The organism is Sphaerisporangium sp. NPDC005288 (assembly GCF_040607475.1).
Classification (GTDB): domain Bacteria; phylum Actinomycetota; class Actinomycetes; order Streptosporangiales; family Streptosporangiaceae; genus Sphaerisporangium; species Sphaerisporangium rhizosphaerae.
Genome location: NZ_JBEXGT010000010.1, coordinates 31976 through 54376, shown reverse-complemented (window position 1 = coordinate 54376; position 22401 = coordinate 31976). Strand labels below are relative to the sequence as shown.

Annotated in this window: 19 protein-coding genes; 8 read left to right on the top strand and 11 right to left on the bottom strand. The window is 72.7% G+C overall.

From position 1 onward, the window contains the following. Positions 1–5 precede the first annotated feature (5 nt). The 3 genes from ABZU32_RS12080 to ABZU32_RS12070 form a co-directional block, all read right to left on the bottom strand. Entirely contained in the window at positions 6–1115 is a 1110-nt protein-coding gene (locus ABZU32_RS12080; RefSeq protein ID WP_354846603.1) for a hypothetical protein, read from the bottom strand. 17 nt (positions 1116–1132) lie between these two features. Then, positions 1133–1978, bottom strand: coding sequence for a hypothetical protein (locus ABZU32_RS12075; RefSeq protein WP_354920715.1), 846 nt, complete (start codon positions 1976–1978; stop codon positions 1133–1135). A 271-nt stretch (positions 1979–2249) separates the two neighbouring features. Further along, on the bottom strand, positions 2250–4052 hold the full coding sequence (locus ABZU32_RS12070; protein WP_354920712.1) for a serine/threonine-protein kinase: 1803 nt from the start codon (positions 4050–4052) through the stop codon (positions 2250–2252). A gap of 174 nt (positions 4053–4226) precedes the next feature. On the opposite strand from ABZU32_RS12070, the gene ABZU32_RS12065 reads away from it, so the two are divergent. Then, on the top strand, positions 4227–4907 hold the full coding sequence (locus ABZU32_RS12065; RefSeq protein ID WP_354920709.1) for a TetR family transcriptional regulator: 681 nt from the start codon (positions 4227–4229) through the stop codon (positions 4905–4907). A gap of 39 nt (positions 4908–4946) precedes the next feature. Here the strand turns inward: ABZU32_RS12065 and ABZU32_RS12060 are convergent, their stop codons facing one another. The 4 genes from ABZU32_RS12060 to ABZU32_RS12045 all read right to left on the bottom strand — a co-directional run bounded on the left by ABZU32_RS12060 (position 4947) and on the right by ABZU32_RS12045 (position 9924). Beyond that, the gene (locus ABZU32_RS12060; RefSeq protein ID WP_354920706.1) at positions 4947–5723 is read right to left on the bottom strand and encodes a hypothetical protein; all 777 of its coding nucleotides are present in this window, start codon (positions 5721–5723) and stop codon (positions 4947–4949) included. Positions 5724–6102: 379 nt separating this feature from the next. Further along, positions 6103–7710, bottom strand: a complete 1608-nt coding sequence (gene mctP, locus ABZU32_RS12055; RefSeq protein WP_354920703.1) for a monocarboxylate uptake permease MctP — start codon at positions 7708–7710, stop codon at positions 6103–6105. Beyond that, the gene (locus ABZU32_RS12050) at positions 7707–7937 is read right to left on the bottom strand and encodes a DUF3311 domain-containing protein (RefSeq protein ID WP_354846590.1); all 231 of its coding nucleotides are present in this window, start codon (positions 7935–7937) and stop codon (positions 7707–7709) included. The genes mctP and ABZU32_RS12050 overlap by 4 nt, the downstream gene beginning before the upstream one ends. A gap of 391 nt (positions 7938–8328) precedes the next feature. Further along, a complete protein-coding gene (locus ABZU32_RS12045) occupies positions 8329–9924 on the bottom strand; it encodes a CocE/NonD family hydrolase (protein ID WP_354846587.1) in 1596 nt (531 codons plus the stop codon). A gap of 326 nt (positions 9925–10250) precedes the next feature. On the opposite strand from ABZU32_RS12045, the gene ABZU32_RS12040 reads away from it, so the two are divergent. The 5 genes from ABZU32_RS12040 (at position 10251) to thyX (ending at position 16437) form a co-directional block, all read left to right on the top strand. Then, positions 10251–12383 (top strand): anthranilate synthase component I, encoded by a 2133-nt coding sequence (locus ABZU32_RS12040; protein ID WP_354920699.1) that lies wholly within the window; start codon positions 10251–10253, stop codon positions 12381–12383. 203 nt (positions 12384–12586) lie between these two features. Next, positions 12587–13882, top strand: a complete 1296-nt coding sequence (locus ABZU32_RS12035; protein ID WP_354920696.1) for an amidohydrolase family protein — start codon at positions 12587–12589, stop codon at positions 13880–13882. Between the two features lie 76 nt (positions 13883–13958). Beyond that, positions 13959–14906 carry an ATP-binding cassette domain-containing protein gene (locus ABZU32_RS12030; RefSeq protein WP_354920693.1) on the top strand — a complete coding sequence of 316 codons (948 nt, stop codon included), beginning with the start codon at positions 13959–13961 and terminating at the stop codon, positions 14904–14906. Then, positions 14903–15655 (top strand): ABC transporter permease, encoded by a 753-nt coding sequence (locus ABZU32_RS12025; protein ID WP_354920690.1) that lies wholly within the window; start codon positions 14903–14905, stop codon positions 15653–15655. Before ABZU32_RS12030 ends, ABZU32_RS12025 begins: the two co-directional genes overlap by 4 nt. Positions 15656–15726: 71 nt before the next feature. Beyond that, on the top strand, positions 15727–16437 hold the full coding sequence (thyX, locus tag ABZU32_RS12020; RefSeq protein WP_354920687.1) for an FAD-dependent thymidylate synthase: 711 nt from the start codon (positions 15727–15729) through the stop codon (positions 16435–16437). A gap of 105 nt (positions 16438–16542) precedes the next feature. Here thyX and ABZU32_RS12015 read toward each other — a convergent pair whose 3' ends face one another. Then, on the bottom strand, positions 16543–16848 hold the full coding sequence (locus ABZU32_RS12015) for a hypothetical protein (RefSeq protein WP_354846572.1): 306 nt from the start codon (positions 16846–16848) through the stop codon (positions 16543–16545). Between the two features lie 191 nt (positions 16849–17039). Next, positions 17040–18263 (bottom strand): globin domain-containing protein, encoded by a 1224-nt coding sequence (locus ABZU32_RS12010; protein ID WP_354920684.1) that lies wholly within the window; start codon positions 18261–18263, stop codon positions 17040–17042. Between the two features lie 554 nt (positions 18264–18817). Between ABZU32_RS12010 and ABZU32_RS12005 the strand changes: the two genes are divergently transcribed. Beyond that, positions 18818–19504: a gamma-glutamyl-gamma-aminobutyrate hydrolase family protein gene (locus tag ABZU32_RS12005; RefSeq protein WP_354846566.1), complete on the top strand. Its 687-nt coding sequence runs from the start codon at positions 18818–18820 to the stop codon at positions 19502–19504. Between the two features lie 69 nt (positions 19505–19573). Here ABZU32_RS12005 and ABZU32_RS12000 read toward each other — a convergent pair whose 3' ends face one another. Both ABZU32_RS12000 and ABZU32_RS11995 read right to left on the bottom strand, forming a co-directional pair. Next, positions 19574–20755, bottom strand: a complete 1182-nt coding sequence (locus ABZU32_RS12000; RefSeq protein ID WP_354920681.1) for an acyl-CoA dehydrogenase family protein — start codon at positions 20753–20755, stop codon at positions 19574–19576. A 150-nt stretch (positions 20756–20905) separates the two neighbouring features. Next, the gene (locus tag ABZU32_RS11995) at positions 20906–21496 is read right to left on the bottom strand and encodes a methyltransferase domain-containing protein (protein ID WP_354846561.1); all 591 of its coding nucleotides are present in this window, start codon (positions 21494–21496) and stop codon (positions 20906–20908) included. 271 nt (positions 21497–21767) lie between these two features. Here ABZU32_RS11995 and ABZU32_RS11990 point away from each other — a divergent pair, with 271 nt between their 5' ends. After that, positions 21768–22346 (top strand): CDP-alcohol phosphatidyltransferase family protein, encoded by a 579-nt coding sequence (locus tag ABZU32_RS11990; RefSeq protein ID WP_354920678.1) that lies wholly within the window; start codon positions 21768–21770, stop codon positions 22344–22346. The last annotated feature ends 55 nt before the right edge of the window (positions 22347–22401 follow it).

Here is a 22401-nt window from a genome sequence, read left to right as displayed (position 1 = left end):
GATGCTCACGAGACCTCCGCGTAGATGCGGTCGGCCAGCCGGAGCAGGCGGGCGATCTCCTCCTGGCCCTCGCCCGGTGGGAGCGAGCCGTCGGCCAGGCCGAGCGCCTCCGGCACGGTGGCGACCCCGCCGAGCGCGTCGCGCACCTGCCGCCCGAGCAGGTCGGTGGACCCCTCGGCCGCGGCCTCGTCCCGGCAGAACAGGCACAGGTCGCAGGTGGACAGGCAGTCGGGCGCGTACCGGGCGCCAACGCCGCGCACCGCCTCGCGCAGCTCCGCCACCGGGCGGGTGGGCGCCCCGTCGGCGTCGCGCGCGAGGTCGAAGGTCAGCCCGGGCGGCAGCGCGTCCACGATGCTCCCGACGCGGGTCATGCGGGCGAGCTGGCGGCGCAGCACGGCGAGCTGGCGGCGGACGTCCACCAGCGTCGCGGCCGGCCGGTTGGCGAAGTTCTCCGGGCACACCAGCACGACCTCGTGCGACACCCGGCCGGGGTCGTGGCCGAGCTCTTGGAGCATGTTCCTCAGCGCCAGCACGTACACCGCGGCCTGGCGGGCGGCCGCCGCGACCTTGTCCGGCTCGGCCTGTCCGTCGACGACAGCGAAGGACTTGATCTCGATGATGTGGAACCGGCCGCCGAGCTGGAAGGCCACCACGTCCGGCTCAAGGTAGGCGCTCTGCCCGGCGATCTCCAGCCGCAGCAGCGGGTGGTCGTACAGGGTGCCGGCGTCGTCGCGGTCGCGCGCCGCCCGGTCGAGCAGGCCGCGGGTGTGGGAGTGGCGCAGGTGCGCGGAGGGGTTGCCGCCGACGTCGCCGAGGTCGGTGTAGGCGGCCTGCGCGATGGGCAGACCGAGCAGCTCGCGCAGCATCCTCAGCAGTTCGGCGCAGCCGCTCTCTTTGACCAGCGCCTCGAACGCGTTGCCCCGGGTGATGGCGAACGGCGACTGGCCGAAGGGCGCGGGGAAGCCGAGATGGGTCGCCGTCGCGTCCTTGTCGATGCCCGCGGCGTCCAGCACGGCGCGGCGCGCGCACCCGGGGTTGGCCGCCAGCGCGGCGATGGCCCGCGCGTCGTGGGGACGCGGCGGCACCGGGCCGCGCAGCCTGTCGAGTGGATCCACCTCACGCCTCTCTTTCCTCACGCCGTGGCCACCCGCAACGTCGCGCCTCCGAACAGCCGCTCGGCGTCGGCGAGCCGCTCGCGGGCCCGGCCGGCGATCTCGGCGCGCGCGGCGGCGTCCGCGGCGGCGTGCACCTCCAGCTCGGCGCGGGCCGCCCGGACGACGTCCGCCGGGTCGGGCCCGTCGAAGCCCTCCCCGAACGGGCCCGCGGGCGTCAGGACGTCCACCGGCGGCAGGCCCCGCGTACGCGGCCCGCCGCCGGCGCCGGGGATGTTGTGCGCCAGCCGCGCCAGCAGCCGACGGGCGCCCGGCGGGGCGTGCCCGCCGGCACCGGCGCTCCGCTCGACGTGCTCGGCCACCCGGATCGCCGTGGTCAGGAAGTCCACGCGCGGGCTCAGCGGGCCGATCACCCGCCGCTCGAGCGGCCAGGTACTGACCGCGAGCAGCCCCCGGGAGGCCGACAGCCGGTCGGTGAGCGCGGCGCACAGGTAGTAGGGGCGGGTGAACGGCGCGCCCCGGAATGAGCGCTCCTCGTCGCGGCGCAGGCTCGTGAGCTGGGAGCCGCGGAGCGAGCCGGCGCGCAGTGCGGTGTGCACGGCGACGACCACCCGGGCCGCGGCGGGCACGCCGAGCAGGGTGAGCGCCTGGTGGACCTGCTCGCGGATGGGCAGCAGCGAGCCGGGGGCCGGGTCGCCGCCGGGCGCCTCGTCGTCGGCCAGGGCCTGGTCCCAGGCCTGCTCGGCCCGGCGCAGCTCGGCGCGCAGCGATCTGGCCAGGACGTTCTCGCGGGCGCGCACGGCCCGCCTGATCTCGCGGCGCAGCGCGTCGATGCGCCGCTCGAGATCGTCCAGCCTTTCACTCACGCCCGGAGCGTACCAGTGGTTCCCTGGAGTTCCATGGATTTCCCGCATTCACCCGCGACCGGCGTGGCGTGGGCCGTCACCGGCTTCGCGGTCGGGGAAGCGGTGACCGGGGTTCGCACACCGCGCCGCGATGGCGCTCCCGCCGGCCGCCGCCCGTGCCCGCGATGTCCCTGCCCGATGTGCCTGTCGCGGCCGGAGTCCGGCCGCGACAGGCATGGTGAGCCGAGTCCGTGCCCGGCGGCGGGCCGCGCTGGGGAGCGCGGGCACGGGCTCAGCTCAGCGGGCGGAAGTAGGTGCCCGGACGCTCGTCGCCGAGGCGGGCGCCCACGCAGCGGTAGATCCGGACGCCCTCCTTGAACGCCTCCGGGCTGGGCGGGAGCGCCGAGACCATCCACTTGCCGGCGGCGATGTTCCTGGCCGCCCCGTACCTGGATCGCAGCAGCACCGGCAGCGAGCACAGCTTCCTCACCACCGGGTGCTTCTCCAGTTCCGACAGATCGGCGGTCACCCCGTCAGGTGGCAGCGGGGCGACGGCGAAGGTCTCCCACGTGTGCGCCTCCTCGCAGCCCCGGCGCTTGATCGACACGTCACCGGTGATCACCACCATGCCGCCCCAGCACTCCGCCTCGCGCCCGCAGGCCGCGTTCGCGCCCGGGACGGCCGCCGCCGCGCAGGAGACGGTGGTGGTCGCCACCCTCCCGAACGCGCCGCCCGCCGGCGCGCCGGTCGAGGCGGGAGAAGCGGCCGCCGGAGTGCCGGCCGCGCCGCTCGGCCCTGACGGCGTCGTGGCGCCCGGGTCGCGGCCCTCCCAGATCATGATGGCCGTCCCGGCGGTGAGCAGCAGCGCGAACACGCCCGCCACCGCCAGGTACAGGCCCGTCTGCGCGTGCTGCTTCGGCGGAGGCATCGTCGCCAGCGCGTCACGTCCGCGCGCCACGGAAGCGTCTGCCCGGCCGCGTGGCCCGGACGCGTCGGCCCGTCCACGAGAGCCGGGCCCGTCAGGCCCGCCGCGCGGTCCGGTCGCCTCCATCCTCCTGCCGTCCGGACCGGTGGCCTGCGCGCGCGTCCCTGGCCCGGTCATCTCCGGCCTGCCGGAGGGGCCTGTCCCCCCATCCGGGACGCCGGGTACGGGCGGGCCCGGACGGGCGCCCGGACCGTACGAGTGGGACGGCCGTTCGCCCGGGGCCGAGTGGGGCAGGGAAGTGCCGTGTCCCGTAGGCGCCGCGCCACGGGAGCCGGTGGACGGCAGGAGCCGCGCGGGGAGCGCCGAAAGGGCGTCCCGCAGGGCCGCCGCCGAGGGGATGCGCAGCCGCGGGTCGGTCGCCATCCCGGCGCGGAGTACGGCGGTCAACTCGGCCGGCACGCCGGGGATCTCCGGGATCGGCCGTCGGTGCATCGCCATGATCATCGCGAGGTTCACCACGCCACCCTCGGGGAAGCGCGGCGGCCTGCCGCTCAGCAGGGCGTACAGCGTGGCCGCCAGCGAGTACACATCCCCGGCCGGGCTCGGCGCGGCCAGCTCGAACGCCTCCGGCGGCCCGAAGGCCGGGGTGAGCGACTCGCGCGTCACCGACATGTCGCCGTCGGCGTGCGCGGCGGCGGCCAGCCCGAAATCGGTCAGCGCCACCAGGCCGTACCCGTTGACCAGGATGTTGGCCGGCTTGACGTCGCGGTGCAGCACCCCGGCCGCGTGCGCGGCGGCCAGCGCGTCGCCGATGCGCATGCCGATGTCGCGCACCTCCGCCGGGCTCAGCGGACCCTCCGCGCGCAGCCGGTCGGCCAGCGACCCGCCCGGGCACAGCTCCAGCACCATGTACGGGCGCCCGTCGGTGAGCACCCCGGCGTCGTACACGTCGGCGACGTGCGGGTGGCCCGACAGGGCCCCGGCCGAGCTGACCTCGCGCATGAACCGGCGCCGGTCGCGCTCGGAGAGCAGCACCCGGTTGTCGACCTTGAGGGCCACCTCGCGGCGCACGGCCAGCTGCCGTGCGCGGTACACCACGCCGAAGCCGCCCTGCCCGAGGACCCCGACCACCTCGTAGCCCGGCACCTCCGGTGCTCCAGGCTCGGCCACCTTCCACCTCCAGCAAGGTCAGAGAGCGGCACACTATCGGAATGATCCATGCCATATCGGCCAGGTATCACGCTGTGGTACGCGACAGGGGACCGGGCGCGTCCGGCAGGACGCCCGCCGGACGGTTCCCCCGGCAGCGGTACGTGACGGTGAAGTGGCCCTATGCTTTCCGGCATGGCGACCGTGGCGGGCAACGGCGGGCGAGATCCGGACCGGCGCCGGGCGCTGCTGGACGCCGCCGACCGGGTGATCCGTCGTGAAGGCCCGCACGCCTCGATGGCGGCCATCGCCGCTGAGGCGGGCATCACCAAGCCGATCCTCTACCGCCACTTCGGCGACAAGAGCGGCCTGTACCAGGCGCTGGCCGACCGCCACGTGCGCAGTGTCGTCAAGCTGCTGCGGCCGCGGTTCGCCAAGGCCGGCGCCGGCCTGCGCGTCCGCGCCCGGGCCACCATCGAGACCTACCTGGACATGATCTCGGCCAACCTCGACCTCTACCGCTTCCTGTTCCACCGCGCCGGCGCCGAGGACAGCCGCACCCACACCCACATGGCGGCCATCGTCCGCAACCTGGGCGAGGAGCTCGGCGCGGTCATCGCCGCCGACGGCACCGTCGCCGACCCGGTGCGCGCCCAGATCCTGGGCCACGCCTTCGTCGGCATGGTCCAGACCACCGGCGACTGGTGGCTCGAACACCCCGAGGTAGACCGCTCCCAGGTCGTCGACACCCTCACCACCGCCGTCCTCGCCACACTGACCAGCACCTTCCGCGAGCCGTCCGGCGCATGCACGGCGGCCGAGGACACGGACGACTCCGACTCCGCCGACCCGGCGACCACCGGCCGTTCCAGCTGAACACCCTTGGAACCCCCCGGTCCGCCGGAATCCGGGCCTCTAGTTGGACGGGATCGCGTCCACTATCTCGATGGCCTCCAAGTCGGGCTGGTGGATCAGCCTCTTGCGGAGTTCCTCAGGAAAGCCGCTCACGACGAACCCGTAGATGATGCCCTCTCTCGCGCGCGAGCGGAGCTCGCCAAGGTCCAGCCCGAATCGCCGCAAGACGGATTGATCACCTGGCTTGAGAAGCGAGACCCACTGCCGGAACTTCGGCACCAGCGTCCCGGGGGCACCGAATCCGCATGAGTCGAATCCTCTGACCGCGCAGGATGAAGAATCCCAGGAGATGGGCTTTCCTCCGTGTTCTCCAGGGGACAGCAGAACCACGTCGAACCCGTCCGGCCAGTACCGGGCCGCGGCCTCCTCCGTCATCGGTTCCCGCAGCTTCACGACGGCACTGACGACCGTCCGGGGCCCTATGCCCTTGAGCTGGGATTCGACGAGGTCCAGATCGCCAGGATCCATGTTGTCCACGGCGAGCGCCTCGAGCGCCCCCGTCATCCGCCACGGCCGCAACGGGGGCATGGTCACGCTGCCGAGATATCCGAACTTCAGCCGGTAGTCCCACATGGCGCGGAACGAGGCGCCCTCCGGCCATGCGGATCGCTGCTCGAGCGCTACCGAGATGGACACGCCCGTCATGTTCGTCTCGACCACCTCGGGCTCGAGAGTCTCGAACGGCACGCGGTAATCGGGATTGGCGACGGCCAACGCGTTCACGACCACCAGCCGAGACCGGCCGGGGTCGACCGAGAACAACCAGGCGGTGCCCATGGGAGTGCACCCGACAGCGCAGATGGTGACGCCGGCGACCACGACTGCCAGCAGTGAGGCTTTTCTCGACCGTGAACGCGCCACCATCCGTACAGCCCTCCACGATGACCATCGACAATGGGTGGAGGAGAACGGACCGCTCCCCGCCACCACATCGACCCTGGGAACCGATCAGTCCAGGGGATGCTTCCGCCCCTTCTGGCTGGAGCCGCCCAAGCACCCTACCGGGCGGACAAGGGGTGAGCCGGCCAAGGAACTCGGCCGTCACGGGTCCGCCCGAAGGACGCGACGCCACCCATGAGCACCACGCTCGGGTCGTGGTCGCGGACATGCCCGGCCTCTGTGGGGGGCCGGGCATGCGGTCGCGGAGACTGGGGGGTCAGTGGGAGCCGGTGAGTTCCACCTCGTGGACGCGGGGGTCGCCTTCGTCGGCGTAGTACTCCGACGGCTTGGTGGCGTCGGGGCCGTCGGCCAGGTTGGCGGCGCGGGCGATCAGGGTGCCGCCGACCGCGACGAGGACGTTGACCAGCAGGGCCAGGAAGCCCGCGTAGACCGTCATCTTGGTGTCCAGGCCGAGGTTCGCCAGCGGGTAGGCCGAGCCGCCGAAGTGGGCGTGCTTGGTCGCCGGGTTGGAGATGCTGTAGAGCATCAGCATTCCGGCGGCCATGCCCGCCACCCAGCCGGCGATCAGGCCGCCCCGGTGGAACCACCGGGTGTACAGGCCGAGCGCCACCGACGGCAGGGTCTGCAGGATGATCACGCCGCCGATGAGCTGCAGGTCGATGGAGAACTGCGGGTCGATCAGCAGGATGACGAGCACCGCGCCGACCTTGACCACCAGCGAGGCAATCTTGCTGACCGCCGCCTCCTGGGCGTCGGTGGCGTCCCGCTTGATGTACTCCTTGTAGATGTTGCGGGTGAACAGGTTCGCCGCGGCGATCGACATGATGGCGGCGGGGACGAGCGCGCCGATGCCGATGGCGGCGTAGGTCACGCCGGCGAACCAGTCGGGGAACATCTTGTCGAACAGCTGCGGCACGATCGTGTTGACGTCGGCCTTGCCGTTGGCCGTGATCGGCTTGATCCCCGCCGCGATGGCCATGTAGCCGAGCAGGGCGATCAGGCCGAGCAGCAGGCTGTAGGCCGGCAGCGCGGACATGTTCCGCTTGATCACGCCGCGGTTGCGCGCCGCCAGGACGCCCGTGACGCTGTGCGGGTACAGGAACAGCGCCATGGCCGACCCGAGCGCCAGCGTGACGTACTGCAGCTGGTTGTTGGGGTTCAGCAGGGTGCCGTCGCCGGGCGCCGGGGTGGCGGCGAACTTCGCCTGGGCCGCGTCGAAGATCGAGCTCCAGCCGCCGAGCCGGGTGGGGATGTAGAAGACGGCCACCAGGATCACCAGGTAGATCAGCGAGTCCTTGACGAACGCGATGAGCGCGGGCGCGCGCAGTCCCGACTGGTAGGTGTAGGCGGCCAGGATCGCGAAGGCGATGATCAACGGCAGGTCGCCGGTGACGCCCATCGTCTTCAGCACCGCCTCGATGCCCACCAGTTGCAGCGCGATGTAGGGCATCGTCGCCACCAGGCCGGTGATCGCGATCAGCAGCGCCAGGGTGGGGGAGCCGAAGCGGGCGCGCACGAAGTCGGCCGGGGTCACCATGCCGTGCACGTGCGCGACCGACCACAGCCGGACCAGGAGCAGGAACACCAGGGGGTAGGTCACGATCGTGTACGGCAGGGCGAAGAAGCCGGTGGCCCCGGCGCCGAACAGCAGCGCGGGGACGGCCACGAACGTGTAGGCGGTGTAAAGGTCGCCGCCCACCAGGAACCAGGTGACCCACGAGCCGAACTTGCGGCCGCCCAGCCCCCACTCGTCCAGGCTCGCCAGGTTGTCCGGCCGCCGCCAGCGGGCCGCGACGAACCCCATGCCGCTCACGACCAGGAACAGGACGGCGAAGACGACGATCTCGGTGACGTGGCCGCTCATCGCCTGTCCCTCCTCTTGCCCGTCTGGTACACGATGGTCGTGGCGGAGACGCCGAGGATGATGAAGGCCAGCTGCAGCCAGTAGAACAGCGGGAACCCGAACAGGCGCGGCTCGTCCGCGTTGTACAAAGCGGGGATCAGCGGTATCACGATGGGCACGAGAAGCAGCCAGTTCCACGGGCTGCGATCGCCGCGGACCGGGCGCTGATCGCTAGGTGGCGTGGTCAACGCACTCTCCTAGGGAGAAGAGAGACGTGACTAGCCTGATGGGGCTAGTCATTCGGTTGACCGGTAAGCGTAATTACGCCGGGCGGTCGCGTGGATCACGAATCGCCGAACGGACTTGTTGGCGCGCCGAGTGGTGACAACCTGTCAGGCGGTCCGGTCGGCGGTGGTTCGAGGCGGGTGACGGAAAGCCGGGTGGTGACCGATATCCCGGCTTCGGCCCAGGTATACCGGCTTCCGGCCCGGCCGGCGGTGACCGCCGCCATGACGCGGCGCCGGGCACGGCATGGCGCGGGCCGGGGGAGGGGGCCGGGCGGGGGTGTGGCGCCGAGAGGGGATCGGCTGGGGGCGCGTGGTGCCGAGAGGGTGAGGGGCGTGGGTGCCGGGCGCGGTCTCAGGGCGGCAGGTGGGGGAGGACGATCGCCGACGGGTGCGCGGGATCGTGGAAGACCTCCTGGTCGGCCGGGACCGCCCGGTGCCCGGTGCCCAGCGGCTCGCCGGTGCCGAGGTTGCGGGCCAGCCGCGGGTAGGCGCCGCTGGCGATCTGCACCCGCACACGGTGCCCCCGCTTGAAGCGGTGCGCGATCGGCCAGAGCTCGACCTCGACCCGGCGCACGCCCTCGTCGTCGGTGGCGGGCGTGCCGGGCACCAGGCGGCGTACACCCTCGCAGACGTTCAGCGAGGTGCCGTCCGGATGGACGTCGCACACGCGGACCACGAGGTCGGTGTGCTCGGTGCTGGAGCGCAGGTACACCTCCGCCGTCACCGGGCCGATCAGGTCGGTGTCCTCGCCGAGCGCCTCGCCGGTGTAGGCCAGCACGTCCGAGCGCGCCTCCAGGCGCCGGTTGTCCCGGGGCGCGGAGTTGCCGAGCAGCGTCGGCCCGCCGACGACGGGAGTGGGGCGGGCGGGGTTGTAACGGTAGCGGTCGGGGCCGGACTGCGCCGGGTTGGCCGGCGCCAGCGCCCGTCCCGGCTGCAGGTGCCAGCGCACCTGCCGCATGCCGGGCACCGGCCAGTCGCGGTAGTCGCGCCACTCGCCCGCGCCGGTGACGAACACCCGCACCGGGCTGGCGCGCAGACCGGTGGTGTCGCCGAGCAGGTGGGCGCGGAACCACGCCAGCGCGTCGAGGTTGGCGATGCGCCCGTGCCGCACGTCGGCGTGGTGCCAGGGCCCGATCGTCAGGTACGGCTGGCGCCCGGCGGCGCGCATGGCGGCGTAGTCCTTCAGCTGCCAGGGCAGGAAGACGTCGTACCAGCCTCCGGTCATCGTCACCGCCGCGTCGACCTCGCCCACCGTGGCCGAGAAGTCGCGCTTCTTCCAGAACGGGACCGAGGGGTCGGCGTGGTGGGTGAGCACCTCCTGGAAGAACGGCAGCGAACGCCCGGCGGCGAGCCTGTCCAGCTCGCCGAGCGGCCGGCCCGACAGGACGGCGCGCTGGGTGCGGCGCGGGGCGAAGAACACCGCGGCGCCGGCGAGCGGGCCGTTCATCATCGCGGTCAGCGTGCTCCAGCTCAGCGTGGCCTCCAGCGCGAACGAGCCCCCCACGTAGGCGGCGTCGCGGAACTGGGAGGCGGTCACCTGGGTGGCCATCGCCTTCAGGTCGGGGCCCGCGTACGGGGCGATGGCCCACTGGGCGTGCCCGAGGTAGCTCGGCCCGTGCATCGCGAAGCTGCCGCCGTACCAGGGCTGGGCGCGCATCCACTCGACTGTGGCCAGGCCGTCGTCCTGCTCGTCCAGCGGGGACGCCTCACCGCCGGACCCGAACCCGCCCCGGCAGCTCTGCAGGATCACCTGGAACCCCTGGCGCGCGAACGCCCGGCCGTAGGCGTAGCCGAACAGGCCGCGCCGGCCGTAGGGGGAGCGGATGAGGATGGTCGGCGGGGCGCTCACGCCGATCGGGATGTAGCGGTCGGCCAGCAGCAGGACACCGTCGGGCATGGGGACCCGCAGGTCCTTGTGGACGACCACCCGGTACGGATTCCTGCCCATGCGCGCTCCTCGATGTAAGGGAGACCTACCCCGATAGATGTAAGCAGCGCTTTACTCCCTGGTAACATGCTAGTGCTATGGGCCGGGACTCGCTGTGACGCAGGTCACCCGCCCGCGTGAACGGGCGGCGCGCCCATGCCGCCGACAACTGGCGGTGCGCCCCCGCGTGCCGCTAGCATTCAGCCATGCGAACCATTTCACCTGCTCGGTGGTGGCGCCGCTCATAGGCGGCGCGATTTTTCGCATTCTTTACCCACGGCCGCCCCGGGAGGCGGCCGATTTCATGCCCGCCCGGGGCCTATTGACAATGAGAAGGGCGAGGCAAGGTGGACACGAGCGGATATACCACCGCGGGCGGCATCGAGGTCGAGGTCACGACCGCGGACGTGCCCGAGTCCGTGCTGGAGGAGGTCGTCTCCTCCCTGGGCGAGCGTCGCGGCGGCGTGCTGTCCTCGGGCATGGAATACCCCGGCCGGTACAGCCGGTGGCACCTCGCCTACGTCGACCCGGTGCTGGAGATCGTCGCCCGCGGCCGCCGCATCTCGGCCCGGGCCCTCAACGAGCGCGGGCGCGTCGTGCTGCCCGCCGTGACCTCCTGCCTGCTGGCGGCGGGCAAGACCACCACCGAGCCGACCCTGGACCACGTCGAGGTGGAGGTCGCCGAGTCCGAGGACATCCTGCCCGAGGAGATGCGCAGCCGCCGCCCCACCGTGTTCACCGCGGTCCGCGAGGTGATCGCCGCCTTCGCCGGCGACGACGAGCACCTCGGGCTGTACGGGGCCTTCGGCTACGACCTCGCCTTCCAGTTCGAGCCCATCAGGCAGGCGCTCGAGCGCGCCCACGACCAGCGCGACCTGGTCCTGCACCTGCCCGACCGCGTCATGGTCATCGACCGCAAGCGCGAGACCAGCCGGGAGTACCTCTACGAGTTCACCGTCGACGGCGTCTCCACCCGCGGCCTGCGGCGCACCGGCGAGACGCTGCCGCTGCCGCCCGCCCCCGCGGCCCTGCCCCCGAACCCCGCACCCGGCGAGTACGCCGCCGTCGTCGAGGCCGCCAAGCAGAAGTTCCGGCGCGGCGACCTGTTCGAGGTGGTCCCCGGCCAGGTCTTCCACGCCCCCTGCGCCGACCCGGCCGCCTTCTACCGGGGCCTGCGCCTCATCAACCCCGCCCCCTACGAGTTCCTGTTCAACCTCGGCGAGGGCGAGCACCTGGTCGGCGCCTCCCCCGAGATGTACGTCCGCGTCCAGGGCGACCGGGTGGAGACCTGCCCGATCTCCGGGACGATCGCCCGCGGCAGCAACCCCGTCGAGGACGCCGAGGCGATCCGCACCCTGCTCAGCTCGGTGAAGGAGGAGTCCGAGCTGACCATGTGCACCGACGTCGACCGCAACGACAAGTCCCGCATCTGCGTCCCCGGCACCGTCCAGGTGATCGGCCGCCGCCAGATCGAGATGTACTCCCGGCTCATCCACACCGTCGACCACATCGAGGGCCGCCTGCGCCCCGAGTTCGACGCCCTGGACGCCTTCCTCACCCACATGTGGGCCGTCACCGTCACCGGCGCGCCCAAGACCTGGGCCATGCAGTTCATCGAGGACCACGAGGCCACCGCGCGGCGCTGGTACGGCGGCGCCGTCGGCTACCTCGGCTTCGACGGGTCGATGAACACCGGCCTCACCCTGCGCACCGCCCAGATCCGCGACGGCGTGGCCACGGTGCGCGCGGGCGCGACGCTGCTGTTCGACTCCGACCCGGCCGCCGAGGAGCGCGAGACCGAGCTCAAGGCCAGCGCCCTGCTCGGGGCCCTCGCCGCCGTCGGCGCGCCCCGGGCCGCCCCGCCCCGCGCCCGCGAGCGCGAGCGGGCGGGCCAGGGCATGAAGGTCCTGCTGGTCGACCACGAGGACTCCTTCGTCAACACCCTCGCCGACTACTTCCGCCAGCAGGGCGCCGACGTGATCACCCTGCGGCACGGCTTCCCCCTGGCCATGCTGGAGGAGATCGCGCCCGACATGGTGGTGCTCTCGCCCGGCCCCGGCTGGCCGTCCGACTTCGGCTGCACGGACCTGGTGGAGGCCCTGTACGCCCGCGACCTGCCCGTCTTCGGGGTGTGCCTGGGCCTGCAGGCCATGGTCGAGCAGGCCGGCGGCAGCCTGTCGCTGCTGCCGGAGCCCGAGCACGGCAAGCGCGGCCGCGTCGCCCGCGTGGGCGACAGCGCCCTGCTCGAAGGCCTGCCGCCCGAGTTCGTCGCCGCCCGTTACCACTCCCTGCACGCCAAGCAGCCGGGGGTCACGGGGTTCACGGTGACCGCGCTCACGCCCGACGGGGCCGTCATGGCCGTCGAGGACACCCTCAACCGCCGCTTCGGGGTCCAGTTCCACCCCGAGTCGATCCTCACCGCCGAGGGCGGCGCCGGGGCCCGCATCATCGCCAACGTGCTGAGGCTCTGCCGGCGGTGACCCCGCCGGAGCCGCGGCCCGCGCCGCCGGGTCGCGGCTGTGCCGGAGTTGGGTAAAGGGCGGGACGAACCCGGAGCCGGTGGCCGGCCCCGGCCGTAGAGTCCACAGGCGGCGCGGGCCGGGCGGCTGGGCGGGAAGCCGTCCGGCCCGCCCGGCGCATTCCGGCGGCGCCGCGGGGACCGACGAGCGGGGCGAGGTGGCCGATGGACCAGAACGACACCCTGCCGGTCCTCCCACCTCTTCCCCTCCCCGTACCGGCGGCGCGTCCGGCCCCCGCGCCGGCGGCGTCTCCGGTCCCTGTTCCGGCGGCGGGCGGCCGGCCGGCGTCTTGGGAGCCCGGCACGCCGGCCGCCGGGGTGCCGGACGCCGTGCGGGACGCGCTGCTCGCCCCGCTGGTGGACCACCACTGTCACGGCGTGCGCCGCGACGACCTCACTCGGGCCCGGTTCGAGCTGCTGATCACCGAGGCGGCCACCCCGGCGCCCCCCGGCACCACCCACTTCGACACCCCGGTCGGTACGGCCATCCGCCGCTGGTGCGCCCCCGTCCTGGACCTGGAACCGCACGTCCCGGCGGCCGTCTACCTCGCCCGCCGGGCCGAGCTCGGCGCCCGGGAGGCCAACACCCGCCTGCTGCGCGCCGCCGGGGTCGTGGCCTTCCTCGTGGACCCCGGCCACGGCGGCGGCGACCTGCTGTCGGCGGCCGAGATGGGACGCCTCGGCGGAGCGGCCGCCGACGAGATCGTCCGCCTGGAGCGCGTCGAGCAGGACGTCGCCCGCGAGGGCCTCACCTGCGTCGGCTACCTTGAAGCCCTGGAGGACCGCCTCGCCGCGCGCGCCGCGCGGGCGGTCGGGCTGAAGACGGTCCTCGCCCACCGCTGCGGCCTGGACTTCGCGCCCTCACGCCCGAGCCGCGGCGCCGTCATCGCCGCCGCGGCCCGCCGCCTGGCCGGTCCCGGCGGCCCGCTCACCGACCCCGACCTGCTGCGCCACCTGCTCTGGACGGCGGTGGACATCGCCCGCGAACGGGGGCTGCCCCTCCAGGTGCACACCGGCTACGGCGGCCCCCCGAGCAGCCTGGGCATCGGCCCGCACCGCTCGGACCCGGCGCTGATGACCGGCTTCCTCCGCGCGCTGCGGCCGACCGGCGTCCCGGTCATCCTGCTGCGCTGCTACCCCTACCACCGGCAGGCCGCCTACCTGGCCAGCGTGTACCCCCATGTGTACGTGGACGTCGGCCTCGCCCCGACCTCCACGGCATCGGGGTCGGCGGCGATCATTGGAGAGCTGCTGGAGCTGGTGCCCTACCACAAGCTCATGTTCAGCTCCGACTGCCGCGGCGTCGCCGAGATGTGCCACCTCGGCGCCCTGTACTTCCGTCGCGGCCTGGCCCTAGCGCTCGCCGCGCGCCTGCGCGAGGGGGAGTGGAGCGCCGCCGACGCCGCCCGCGTGGCCCACATGATCGGGTCGGGCAACGCCCGCCGGGTGTACCGGCTGTAGGCGTTCCATATCGTTGTGGCGTATATCCGGCCGAACCGCTATGCGCGTCGATCAACTCGCCCGATAATCGGGCCTGATGTCCGCGATAGAGATCCGCAGCCTGTCCAAGTCGTTCGGAGCGGTCCGCGCCGTCGACGACGTCTCCTTCACCGTGGAGCAGGGCACCGTCACCGGATTCCTCGGCCCGAACGGCGCCGGCAAGACCACCACGCTGCGCTGCCTGCTCGGCCTGGTCACCCCCGACTCCGGCGAGGCCCTCATCGGCGGCCGCCGCTACGCCGACCTGGCCGCGCCGCTCACCGAGGTCGGCGCGGTGCTGGAGGCGACCAACTTCCACCCCGGACGCACCGCCCGCGACCATCTCAGGGTGCTGTGCACGGCCGCCGGGCTGCCGCCGGCACGCGCCGGCGAGGCACTGGACCAGGTGGGTCTCGCCGACGCGGCCGGCAAGCGCGTGGGCGGGTTCTCCCTCGGCATGCGCCAGCGCCTCGCCCTGGCCACCGCCCTGCTGGGCGCCCCCAGGATCCTCATCCTCGACGAGCCGGCCAACGGCCTGGACCCGGCCGGCATCCAGTGGCTGCGCGGCTTCCTGAGGTTCCTCGCCGACGACCGGGGATGCGCGGTGCTGGTCTCCAGCCACGTCCTGGCCGAGGTCGAGCAGACGGTCGACGACATCGTCATCATCGCCCGCGGCCGCATGATCAGACAGGGCGCGCTGTCGGAGCTCACCTCCGGCGACCACGGCGTCAGAGTGGCTGCGGCGGAGGCCGAACGGCTGCGCCCCCGCCTGGAGGAGGCCGGCGCCACGGTGGAGTCCCCCGAGAGCGGCGTGCTGCTGGTCCGCGGCGTGCCCCCCGAGGTGGTCGGCCGGGCGGCGCTGGAGGAGGCGGTCGTGCTGTCGGAGCTGGTCGGCCAGCGCTCGGACCTCGAACAGGTCTTCCTCGACCTCACCGGCGACCCCGCCCCTCCGCCCGGCGGGGACGCGCTCCCCGTCCAGACCGAGACCCCTGGGGGAACGTCATGACGAGGCTGGTCAGGGCCGAGCTGCAGAAGGTCTTCACCACCCGCATGGTCTGGGGCATGCTCGCCCTGTCGCTGGGCTTCACCGCGATCGGCGTGGTCGTGCTGAGCGTCTTCTCCGGACAGCAGGGCACCCCTCCCATCACCGAGCCGCGAGGGGCGCTCAACCTGTTCAGCCAGGCGGGCGTCGGCCTGGTGTTCTCCTTCGTGATCGGCACACTGCTCATCACGGGCGAATACCGCTTCCAGACGATCACCCACACCTTCCTGGTGACCCCGCGCCGCGCGCGCGTGGTCGCCGCCAAGCTGCTGGCCTGCGCGGTGGTGGGCGTGATGTTCGGCCTGGCGGGCATCGTGCTGACCTTCGCGGCCGGCGTCCCGGCGATCCTGATCAAGGGCGGCGCGCTCTCGCTGATCGGCGGCGACGTGGCGCGCCTGTGCGCCGGAGTGGTCGCGGCCATGGCCCTGTACACCATCCTCGGCCTGGCCCTGGGCTCGCTGCTGCGCAACCAGGTCGCCGCCATCGTCGTCGGCGTCGGCTGGGTGTACGTACTGGAGAACCTGCTGGTGGCGCTGCTGCCGAGCGTCGGCAAGTGGCTGCCCGGCGGCGCCGCGCAGGCCGTCTACGGGGTGGCGGCGCCGCTGGGCGGCCATTACCTGCCGGCCTGGGGCGGCGCCGCTCTGCTGCTGGGCTACGCCCTGGCCTTCGCGGCCGTCGCCTCGGTCACCACCCTGCGCCGCGACATCACCTGACCGGCCTCACCTGCGCTTTCCCCTGCACTACGATGTGGGCGGCCACGAATACGGGGGAGAGGCGGGGCCCGGTGCGATTTCTCGGCGAGGTGACGGTGGAGCTCGTCAGGCACAGCGCCGCCGACTCCGACGTGGTGTGGGCGGCCCGGGTGTCCACGGCGGGCGAGCAGTCCCTCGAGACGGTCGGCCAGGACGCCGAGCGCTCACGCGGCCTGATCAACTACCTCATGCGCGACCGCCACGGCAGCCCCTTCGAGCACAACTCGATGACCTTCTTCGTCCACGCGCCCATCATGGTCTTCCGCGAATTCCACCGCCACAGGGCCGGCTGGTCATATAACGAGGAAAGTGGGAGATATAGGGAGCTTGCGCCAGATTTCTATATTCCTGGACGGGAGAGGAAGTTGGTGCAAGAGGGGAAGCCGGGGCGCTATCAGTTCGTCGAAGGGGACGACGACCAGCACAAGCTGGTGGCCGAGGCCATGGAGCGGTCCTATCGCGCCGCCTACGCCGCCTACCGCGAGATGCTGGAGGCCGGCGTCGCGCGGGAGGTCGCCCGGGCCGTCCTGCCCGTCGGGCTCTACTCCTCGATGTACGCCACCTGCAACGCCCGGTCGCTGATGCATTTCCTGTCCCTGCGCACCAAGGACGAGCGTGCGAGCGTGCCGTCGTTCCCGCAGCGCGAGATCGAGATGGTGGCCGAGAAGATGGAGGCCTTCTGGGCGGGGCTGATGCCGCTGACGCACGCCGCGTTCAACGCCGCCGGCCGCGTGGCCCCCTGAGCCGCCGGCCCGCGTGGCGCTCTTAGCCGCCTGCCACGAGATTCCGTGGGCCGCCGGCCGCGTGGACCCTCGGCCGCCGGGCCGCGCGCGCCTTCGCGGCCGCGGTCATAAGGCGGGCAGGACGTAGACCTCGGCTCCCGGGGGTAAGGCGCACGACAGGCCGCCGAGGCGGCGAGCGTTCTCGCCGCAGACGAACATGCTGATGTGGCGGCGGATGCCGCCGTACTCGTCGCACAGCCGCCGTTCGAGCTTGGGGTGGGTGCGGCGCAGGGTGGTGAGCGCCGCGCCGAGCGTCGGCCGTTCCTCGCCGGAGCCGGCGACCGCGAAGACGCGCACCTCGCTCGCTCCGCCGCCCCAGTGCCACAGCGTGCTCGGCAGCACGAATGTCACGAGCGTGACCGGTCGGGCCATGGGAGTCAGGGTGCCGCCGGGACGATGAGGAGGGCCGTGGAGCCGGGGGGACAGGACCGCCGGGTGACGGCGGCGAGCAGCGTGCGCCGCATGATCGCCCCTTCCTTTCGCGGTGCCGGGCACCCATCGCCGGTCCCCCGGCCGGCGTGGTGGCCCGATCGACGTGGTCGGCCGCTGCGCGCGGATCGGCATCATCGTGCCACGTTGTGCGGGTGCTCGCCGGGCTCCGCGGGATTTGGTCGATCGGTTCGTCCGTATCCTCCTGCCGTATCTGGTTGGCGGAGCGAAGGAGCCCGTCCCTCGGCCGGGCCGGGGTCGCGGTGGACGCGCGCCGGGGGCACGCCGTCGTGCTGCAGGCGGCGCACGGTCTCCTCGACCATGGCCGGCGGCCCGCAGACGTAGACCTCGTGGTCTGCCCAGGAGTGGAAGCGCCGCACCACGTCGGGCAGCGGCCCGCGGATGCCGTCGTAGGCGGGGTCCCCGGACACCACCGGCAGGATCCGCAGCCACGGGTAGCCGGCCTCCATGCGGATCAGGTCCTGCAGGTCGTAGAGCTCGGCGGCGGTGCGCGCCCCGTACAGCAGGTGGATGTTGGGGCGCAGGCCCGAGGCGATGACGTGCTCGACGATGGCCTTGACGGGGGCCAGGCCGGTGCCGCCGGCGACGCAGAGGATGTCGCGCGGGGGGTCCTGCCGGGGCGGGGTCATGGTGCCGACCGGCGGGCCGAGCAGCACGGTGTCGCCGATGCGCGTGTGGGAGACCAGCGCCGTGCTGACCCAGCCGCCGCGCACGGCGCGCACGTGCAGCCGGATGGTGTTGTCCGGACGGGGCGCGTTGGCGATGGAGTAGCTGCGCCACACCCGGGGCCAGCGGGCGACCTGCACGTCCACATACTGTCCGGGGACGAAGGTCATCGGCGTGCCCGGGCGCAGGGTGATCACGGCGATGTCGGGCGTGCGCAGCTCGTGGTCGACGACCTCGGCCAGCCACCAGGCGGGGGAGACCCCGGCGTCGGCCTCCGCCGCCTCGATCATGATGTTGGCCGCGGTGGTGTAGGCGGCCACCCACGCCGCCTCGACCTCGGTGGTCCAGGCGTCGCCGCAGAACCGCCGGATCGTCGCCATCAGCGCGTTGCCCACGGCGGTGTGGTGCTCGGCGAGCACGCCGTACTTGCGGTGGTCCCGGCCGAGCTGCCCCAGGTAGGACCCCAGGCTGTCGGGGCTGTCCAGGCTCCACACGATGCGGGTGAGCGCGGCGAACAGCCGGTCCCGCTGGAGGTCCATGGCGGGAGGGAACATGCACCGGAGCTGCGGGCTCTCAGCGAACAGCCGCCCGTAGAAGTAGGCGACGGCCCTGCCCATGACGGGCTCGATGGCGGAGAAGCTTTCCTTGATGAGACGCGGATTTAACGACATTTCTTGACGCCACCCTAAATGACCGGATTTCTAGCCGATCTTGTTGTTCCACCTCCCAGACGGTCCGGGTCGTGAGCGTCCGGCGGCCCCGGCGCGTCCGATCGCTCGAAATGGAGTCTTCCATTCCCACATGAGCCTCACAACCGTTTCACCACAAGGTGACGTGAAAGGGAACTGTTCGTAATCGATGAGTGATTACCCGTAATCGGCGATCCGGAAATAGGGGAAGAGATATGAAAAGGAGTCGCATTCACTTTTACCTGCCATTCCTGGTGACCGAACAAGCCTGGTCAAGACCCGTGCGTCCCGCTCCGCGGCTCCGTGGCGTCCCCACCGGACGGTGGTCGCCGGCCGGCGCGAGGATGACCCCCGCCGGACGGTCCTGCGTGATACTGATGGGGCGAACGGGACAGAAGATGCGGAAGTGACGTGACTGATACCGGGATACGTGACATACCCGAAATGTTGTGCGCCATGATGGGTGCGCCACTGCAAACGGGCTGGGTGCCGCTGCGGCTCAGCGGTACGACCTTGCGCGAGCCCCTGGAGACCGCATGTCCCGACCACTGATCGGTATCACCACCTACTTCGACGCCGCCCGCTGGGGCACCTGGGTGCGCGAGGCGGTGCTGTCGCCTCCCGCCTACGCCAAGGCGGTGGACAAGGCCGGAGGCGCCCCGGTGCTGATCCCCCCGCTGAGCCTGGGAGCGATAGACGGCTACGTGCGCGGCCTGTCCGGGCTGATCCTGGCCGGCGGAGTGGAGGTCGACCCCGCCTCCTACGGCGAGGAGCGCGAGGAGCGGGTGGAGGAGCCCGAGCCGCGGCGCGACCGGTTCGAGATCGCGCTGGCCGGGGCGGCCATCCAGGCCGGCATCCCGGTCCTCGGCGTGGCCCGCGGCATGCACATCCTGAACGTCGCGCTGGGCGGCACGCTCATCCCGTGGCTGCCCGACGCGGTGCACCACGAGCGGCACGCCGCCTCGGCGCCGCACGTCCTGCAGGTCAGCGTGTCCAGCAAGGTGGGCAAGGCCGTGGGCGACCGCATCGAGGTGGCCATGCCGCACCACCAGGCTCTGCGGCGGCTCGGGGACGGGCTGCTGGCCATCGCCTGGGCCGACGACCAGATCATCGAGGCGGTGGAGCTCCAGGGCCACCGGTTCTGCGTGGGCGTCCAGTGGCACCCCGAGCGCGCTGACGACAACCGCCTGGTGGACGCCCTGGTCGAGGCCGCCATGCCCTGACGCCCCTGTGGGGGCGCCGCGGCGTCGGCGAGCGAACTCGGAGGGCGTCGGAAGCGCGCCTGTGGGGCGTCAGAAGCTGCGGGGCAGGCCGAGGACCTGCGTCGCCAGGTAGTTGAGCAGAAGCTCCTCGGTCACCGGCGCCACCCGGCCGACGCGGGCGTCGGCGAGCAGCCGGGCCACCGGGTACTCCAGCGAGTAGGCCATGCCGCCGTGGGTCTGGAAGGCGTGGTCGGCCGCCTCCCACGCGGCCTGCGAGGCGGCCAGCTTGGCGATGTTGGCCTCGGTGGCGCACGGCAGCCGCCGGTCGAACAGCCACGCCGCCTTGTAGAGCATCAGCCGGGCCAGCTCGATCTTGGCCTTGACCTGCGCCAGCGGGAAGGCGATGGCCTGGTTGGCGCCGATGGGGCGGCCGAACACCTCCCGCTCCTTGGCGTAGGAGACCGCCACGCGCAGCGCCACCTCCGCGCCGCCGAGCGCGCTCGCGCCGAGCAGGATGCGCTCGGGGTTGAGGATGTCCCACAGCACCAGGGCGCCCTGGTCCACCTGGCCGACCACGCTGGTGGCCGGGAGGCGCAGGTCGTCGATGAAGACCATGTTGGACGGGGTGGTGTTGGCGCCCATCTTGGGGATCGGGCGGTAGGACAGCCTGCCCGCCGCCACCGCCTCGGGGACGTCCACCAGGAAGACCGTCAGGCCGTTGGTGCGGGGCTTGGCCTCGGCGGCGGGGATGGTGCGGGTCACCAGCAGCATCCGGCTCGCCCGCTGGACCCCGGTGATCCAGATCTTCTGCCCGTTGACCACGTACTCGTCGCCGTCGCGGCGGGCGAAGGTGGAGATGGCCAGGGAGTTGGACCCGGCGTCCGGCTCGGTGAGCGCGAAGCAGGTCTCGGCCTCGCCGGTGGCGAGCTTGGGCAGCAGCTCCGCCTTCTGCCCGGCCGTCCCGTGGCGGGCCAGGGTCAGCGCGCCGAAGCCGGGCGTCAGCACGTAGGTGAACGCCGAGCCGCCGGCCGAGCCGGAGGCCGACAGCGTCTCGGTGGCCACGGCGAGCTCCAGCAGGCCCTGGCCGCCGCCCCCGTACTCCTCGGGCACCGCCAGGCCGAGCCAGCCGCCCTTGGCCAGCTCGGCCCAGATCTCCTCGGGCCACCGCTTCTCCGCCTCGCAGCGCTGCCAGTAGTCCATGTCATAGCGCGCGCAGATCGCGGCGACGCCCCGCTGGACCTCGCGGGCGCTCTCCGGAAGCGTGAAGTCCACCTTGATCACTCCTATCCCGTCGGCCGCCCATGGTAGAACGCCGTTCGGTGCGCGGGCGAGGGGGCCGCGCCGCGGGAACAGGATGATCGGCGGGACGCGCCGCCCACGCGCGGGCGAGCGGGCGGACGGCGCGGCCGGGGGAGCGGTGGGTCAGCGGCGCGGCCGGCGGGCGTGGTAGACGAAGGCCGGCGGCACGTTGCCCCAGACGGTGCGGCTGGGCACGACCTCCTCGAACGCCTCCAGCAGGCGGCGGCGGAAGCGGATCGCGGGCGGCAGCGTGCGGGCGTGCACGTAGGCGAAGGTGGTGAAGGCCCCGTCGGGGGCGAGCGTCTCGGTGATCGCGCCGAGCAGCCGGTCCTGCAGCCGGGCCGGGAACGCCGCCCAGGGGAGGCCGCTGACCACCGCGTCGACGCGGTCCAGGCCGTGCTCGGCGAGCAGGCCGGGCAGGGTCACGGCGTCGGCCACGATGACCTTGGCGCCGGGGTGGCGGTCACTCAGCCGAGCGGCGAGCGCGGGGTTGATCTCGATGGCCAGATGGTGCCCGCGGCCGTCCAGCCGCCGCTGGATCTCCTCGGTGAACACGCCCGTCCCCGGGCCGAGCTCGACGATGACCGGGTCACCGCGCTCGGGCACCGGCGCGGAGACGGCCCGCGCCAGGCGGCGCGAACTGGGCGCCACCGCCCCCGTGGTGCCGGGCGCCTTGACGAACTGCCCGAAGAACAGTGCTGCATCGTTGGCCATGGCACTGACATTAAGCCCCAAAACGGTCCGCTCGCTTCCGCCGTCCGGCCGATCTCATGGTCCCCTGGAGGATGCCATCTCCGCCTTGAGGAGGATGCCGTCTTTGCCGGAAATATGCCCGTCTCGCCGCCTGGGCGGCGCGGAGGACCGCGGCCCCACGATACGGCCACCGCGAGGCGCGCCGCGCCCGGACGGCACGGCTCGCCCCCGCCGCCGCTCGCCGTCGCGCCCGGGTAGGGTCGGCACCAGGTTCGCGAGGGGAGAGTCACGGGTGAAATCGGCGGAGGACCGCATCTGGACGGTTCCGAACATCCTGAGCATGCTGCGGCTGCTCGGCGTGCCGGTCTTCCTGTGGCTGGTGCTCGGGCCCAAGGCCGACGGCTGGGCGCTGGTGCTGCTCATGCTGGCCGGCTTCTCCGACTGGCTGGACGGCAAGCTCGCCCGCGCGTGGAACCAGACCAGCAGGCTCGGCCGGCTGCTCGACCCCGTCGCCGACCGGCTGTACATCCTGGCCACGCTCATCGGCCTGACCCTGCGCGAGGTGATGCCCTGGTGGCTGGCCGCGCTGATCATCGGCAGGGACGTGGTGCTCATGCTCGGCGTGCCCATCCTGCGCAGGCACGGCTTCGGCCCGGCGCTGCCGGTCCACTTCCTCGGCAAGGCGGCCACCGCCTGCCTGCTGTACGCCTTCCCGCTGCTGTTCCTGGCCTCCCACGACGGCTGGTACGCCGACATGGCCCGGATCATGGGATGGGCCTTTGCCATATGGGGAACAGGTCTGTATTGGTGGGCGGGGGCGCTGTACGTGGTTCAGGGGCGACGGCTCATCGGAGGGGCGAGCCGGGCATGAGTGGTCGTGGGGCGCGCCCCGGCGGGTCCCGGCGGCGAGTGCCCGCGCGGGCCTG

Bases quoted from the DNA above. Each gene is read 5' to 3' on its own strand.
- ABZU32_RS12065 (WP_354920709.1), top strand. From the start codon at position 4,227: ATGGCGACCGTGGCGGGCAACGGCGGGCGAGATCCGGACCGGCGCCGG.
- ABZU32_RS12060 (WP_354920706.1), bottom strand. From the start codon at position 5,723: ATGGGCACCGCCTGGTTGTTCTCGGTCGACCCCGGCCGGTCTCGGCTG.
- mctP (WP_354920703.1), bottom strand. From the start codon at position 7,710: ATGAGCGGCCACGTCACCGAGATCGTCGTCTTCGCCGTCCTGTTCCTG.
- ABZU32_RS12045 (WP_354846587.1), bottom strand. From the start codon at position 9,924: ATGGGCAGGAATCCGTACCGGGTGGTCGTCCACAAGGACCTGCGGGTC.
- ABZU32_RS12035 (WP_354920696.1), top strand. From the start codon at position 12,587: ATGGACCAGAACGACACCCTGCCGGTCCTCCCACCTCTTCCCCTCCCC.
- ABZU32_RS12030 (WP_354920693.1), top strand. From the start codon at position 13,959: ATGTCCGCGATAGAGATCCGCAGCCTGTCCAAGTCGTTCGGAGCGGTC.
- ABZU32_RS12025 (WP_354920690.1), top strand. From the start codon at position 14,903: ATGACGAGGCTGGTCAGGGCCGAGCTGCAGAAGGTCTTCACCACCCGC.
- ABZU32_RS12015 (WP_354846572.1), bottom strand. From the start codon at position 16,848: ATGGCCCGACCGGTCACGCTCGTGACATTCGTGCTGCCGAGCACGCTG.
- ABZU32_RS12010 (WP_354920684.1), bottom strand. From the start codon at position 18,263: ATGTCGTTAAATCCGCGTCTCATCAAGGAAAGCTTCTCCGCCATCGAG.
- ABZU32_RS12005 (WP_354846566.1), top strand. From the start codon at position 18,818: ATGTCCCGACCACTGATCGGTATCACCACCTACTTCGACGCCGCCCGC.
- ABZU32_RS11995 (WP_354846561.1), bottom strand. From the start codon at position 21,496: ATGGCCAACGATGCAGCACTGTTCTTCGGGCAGTTCGTCAAGGCGCCC.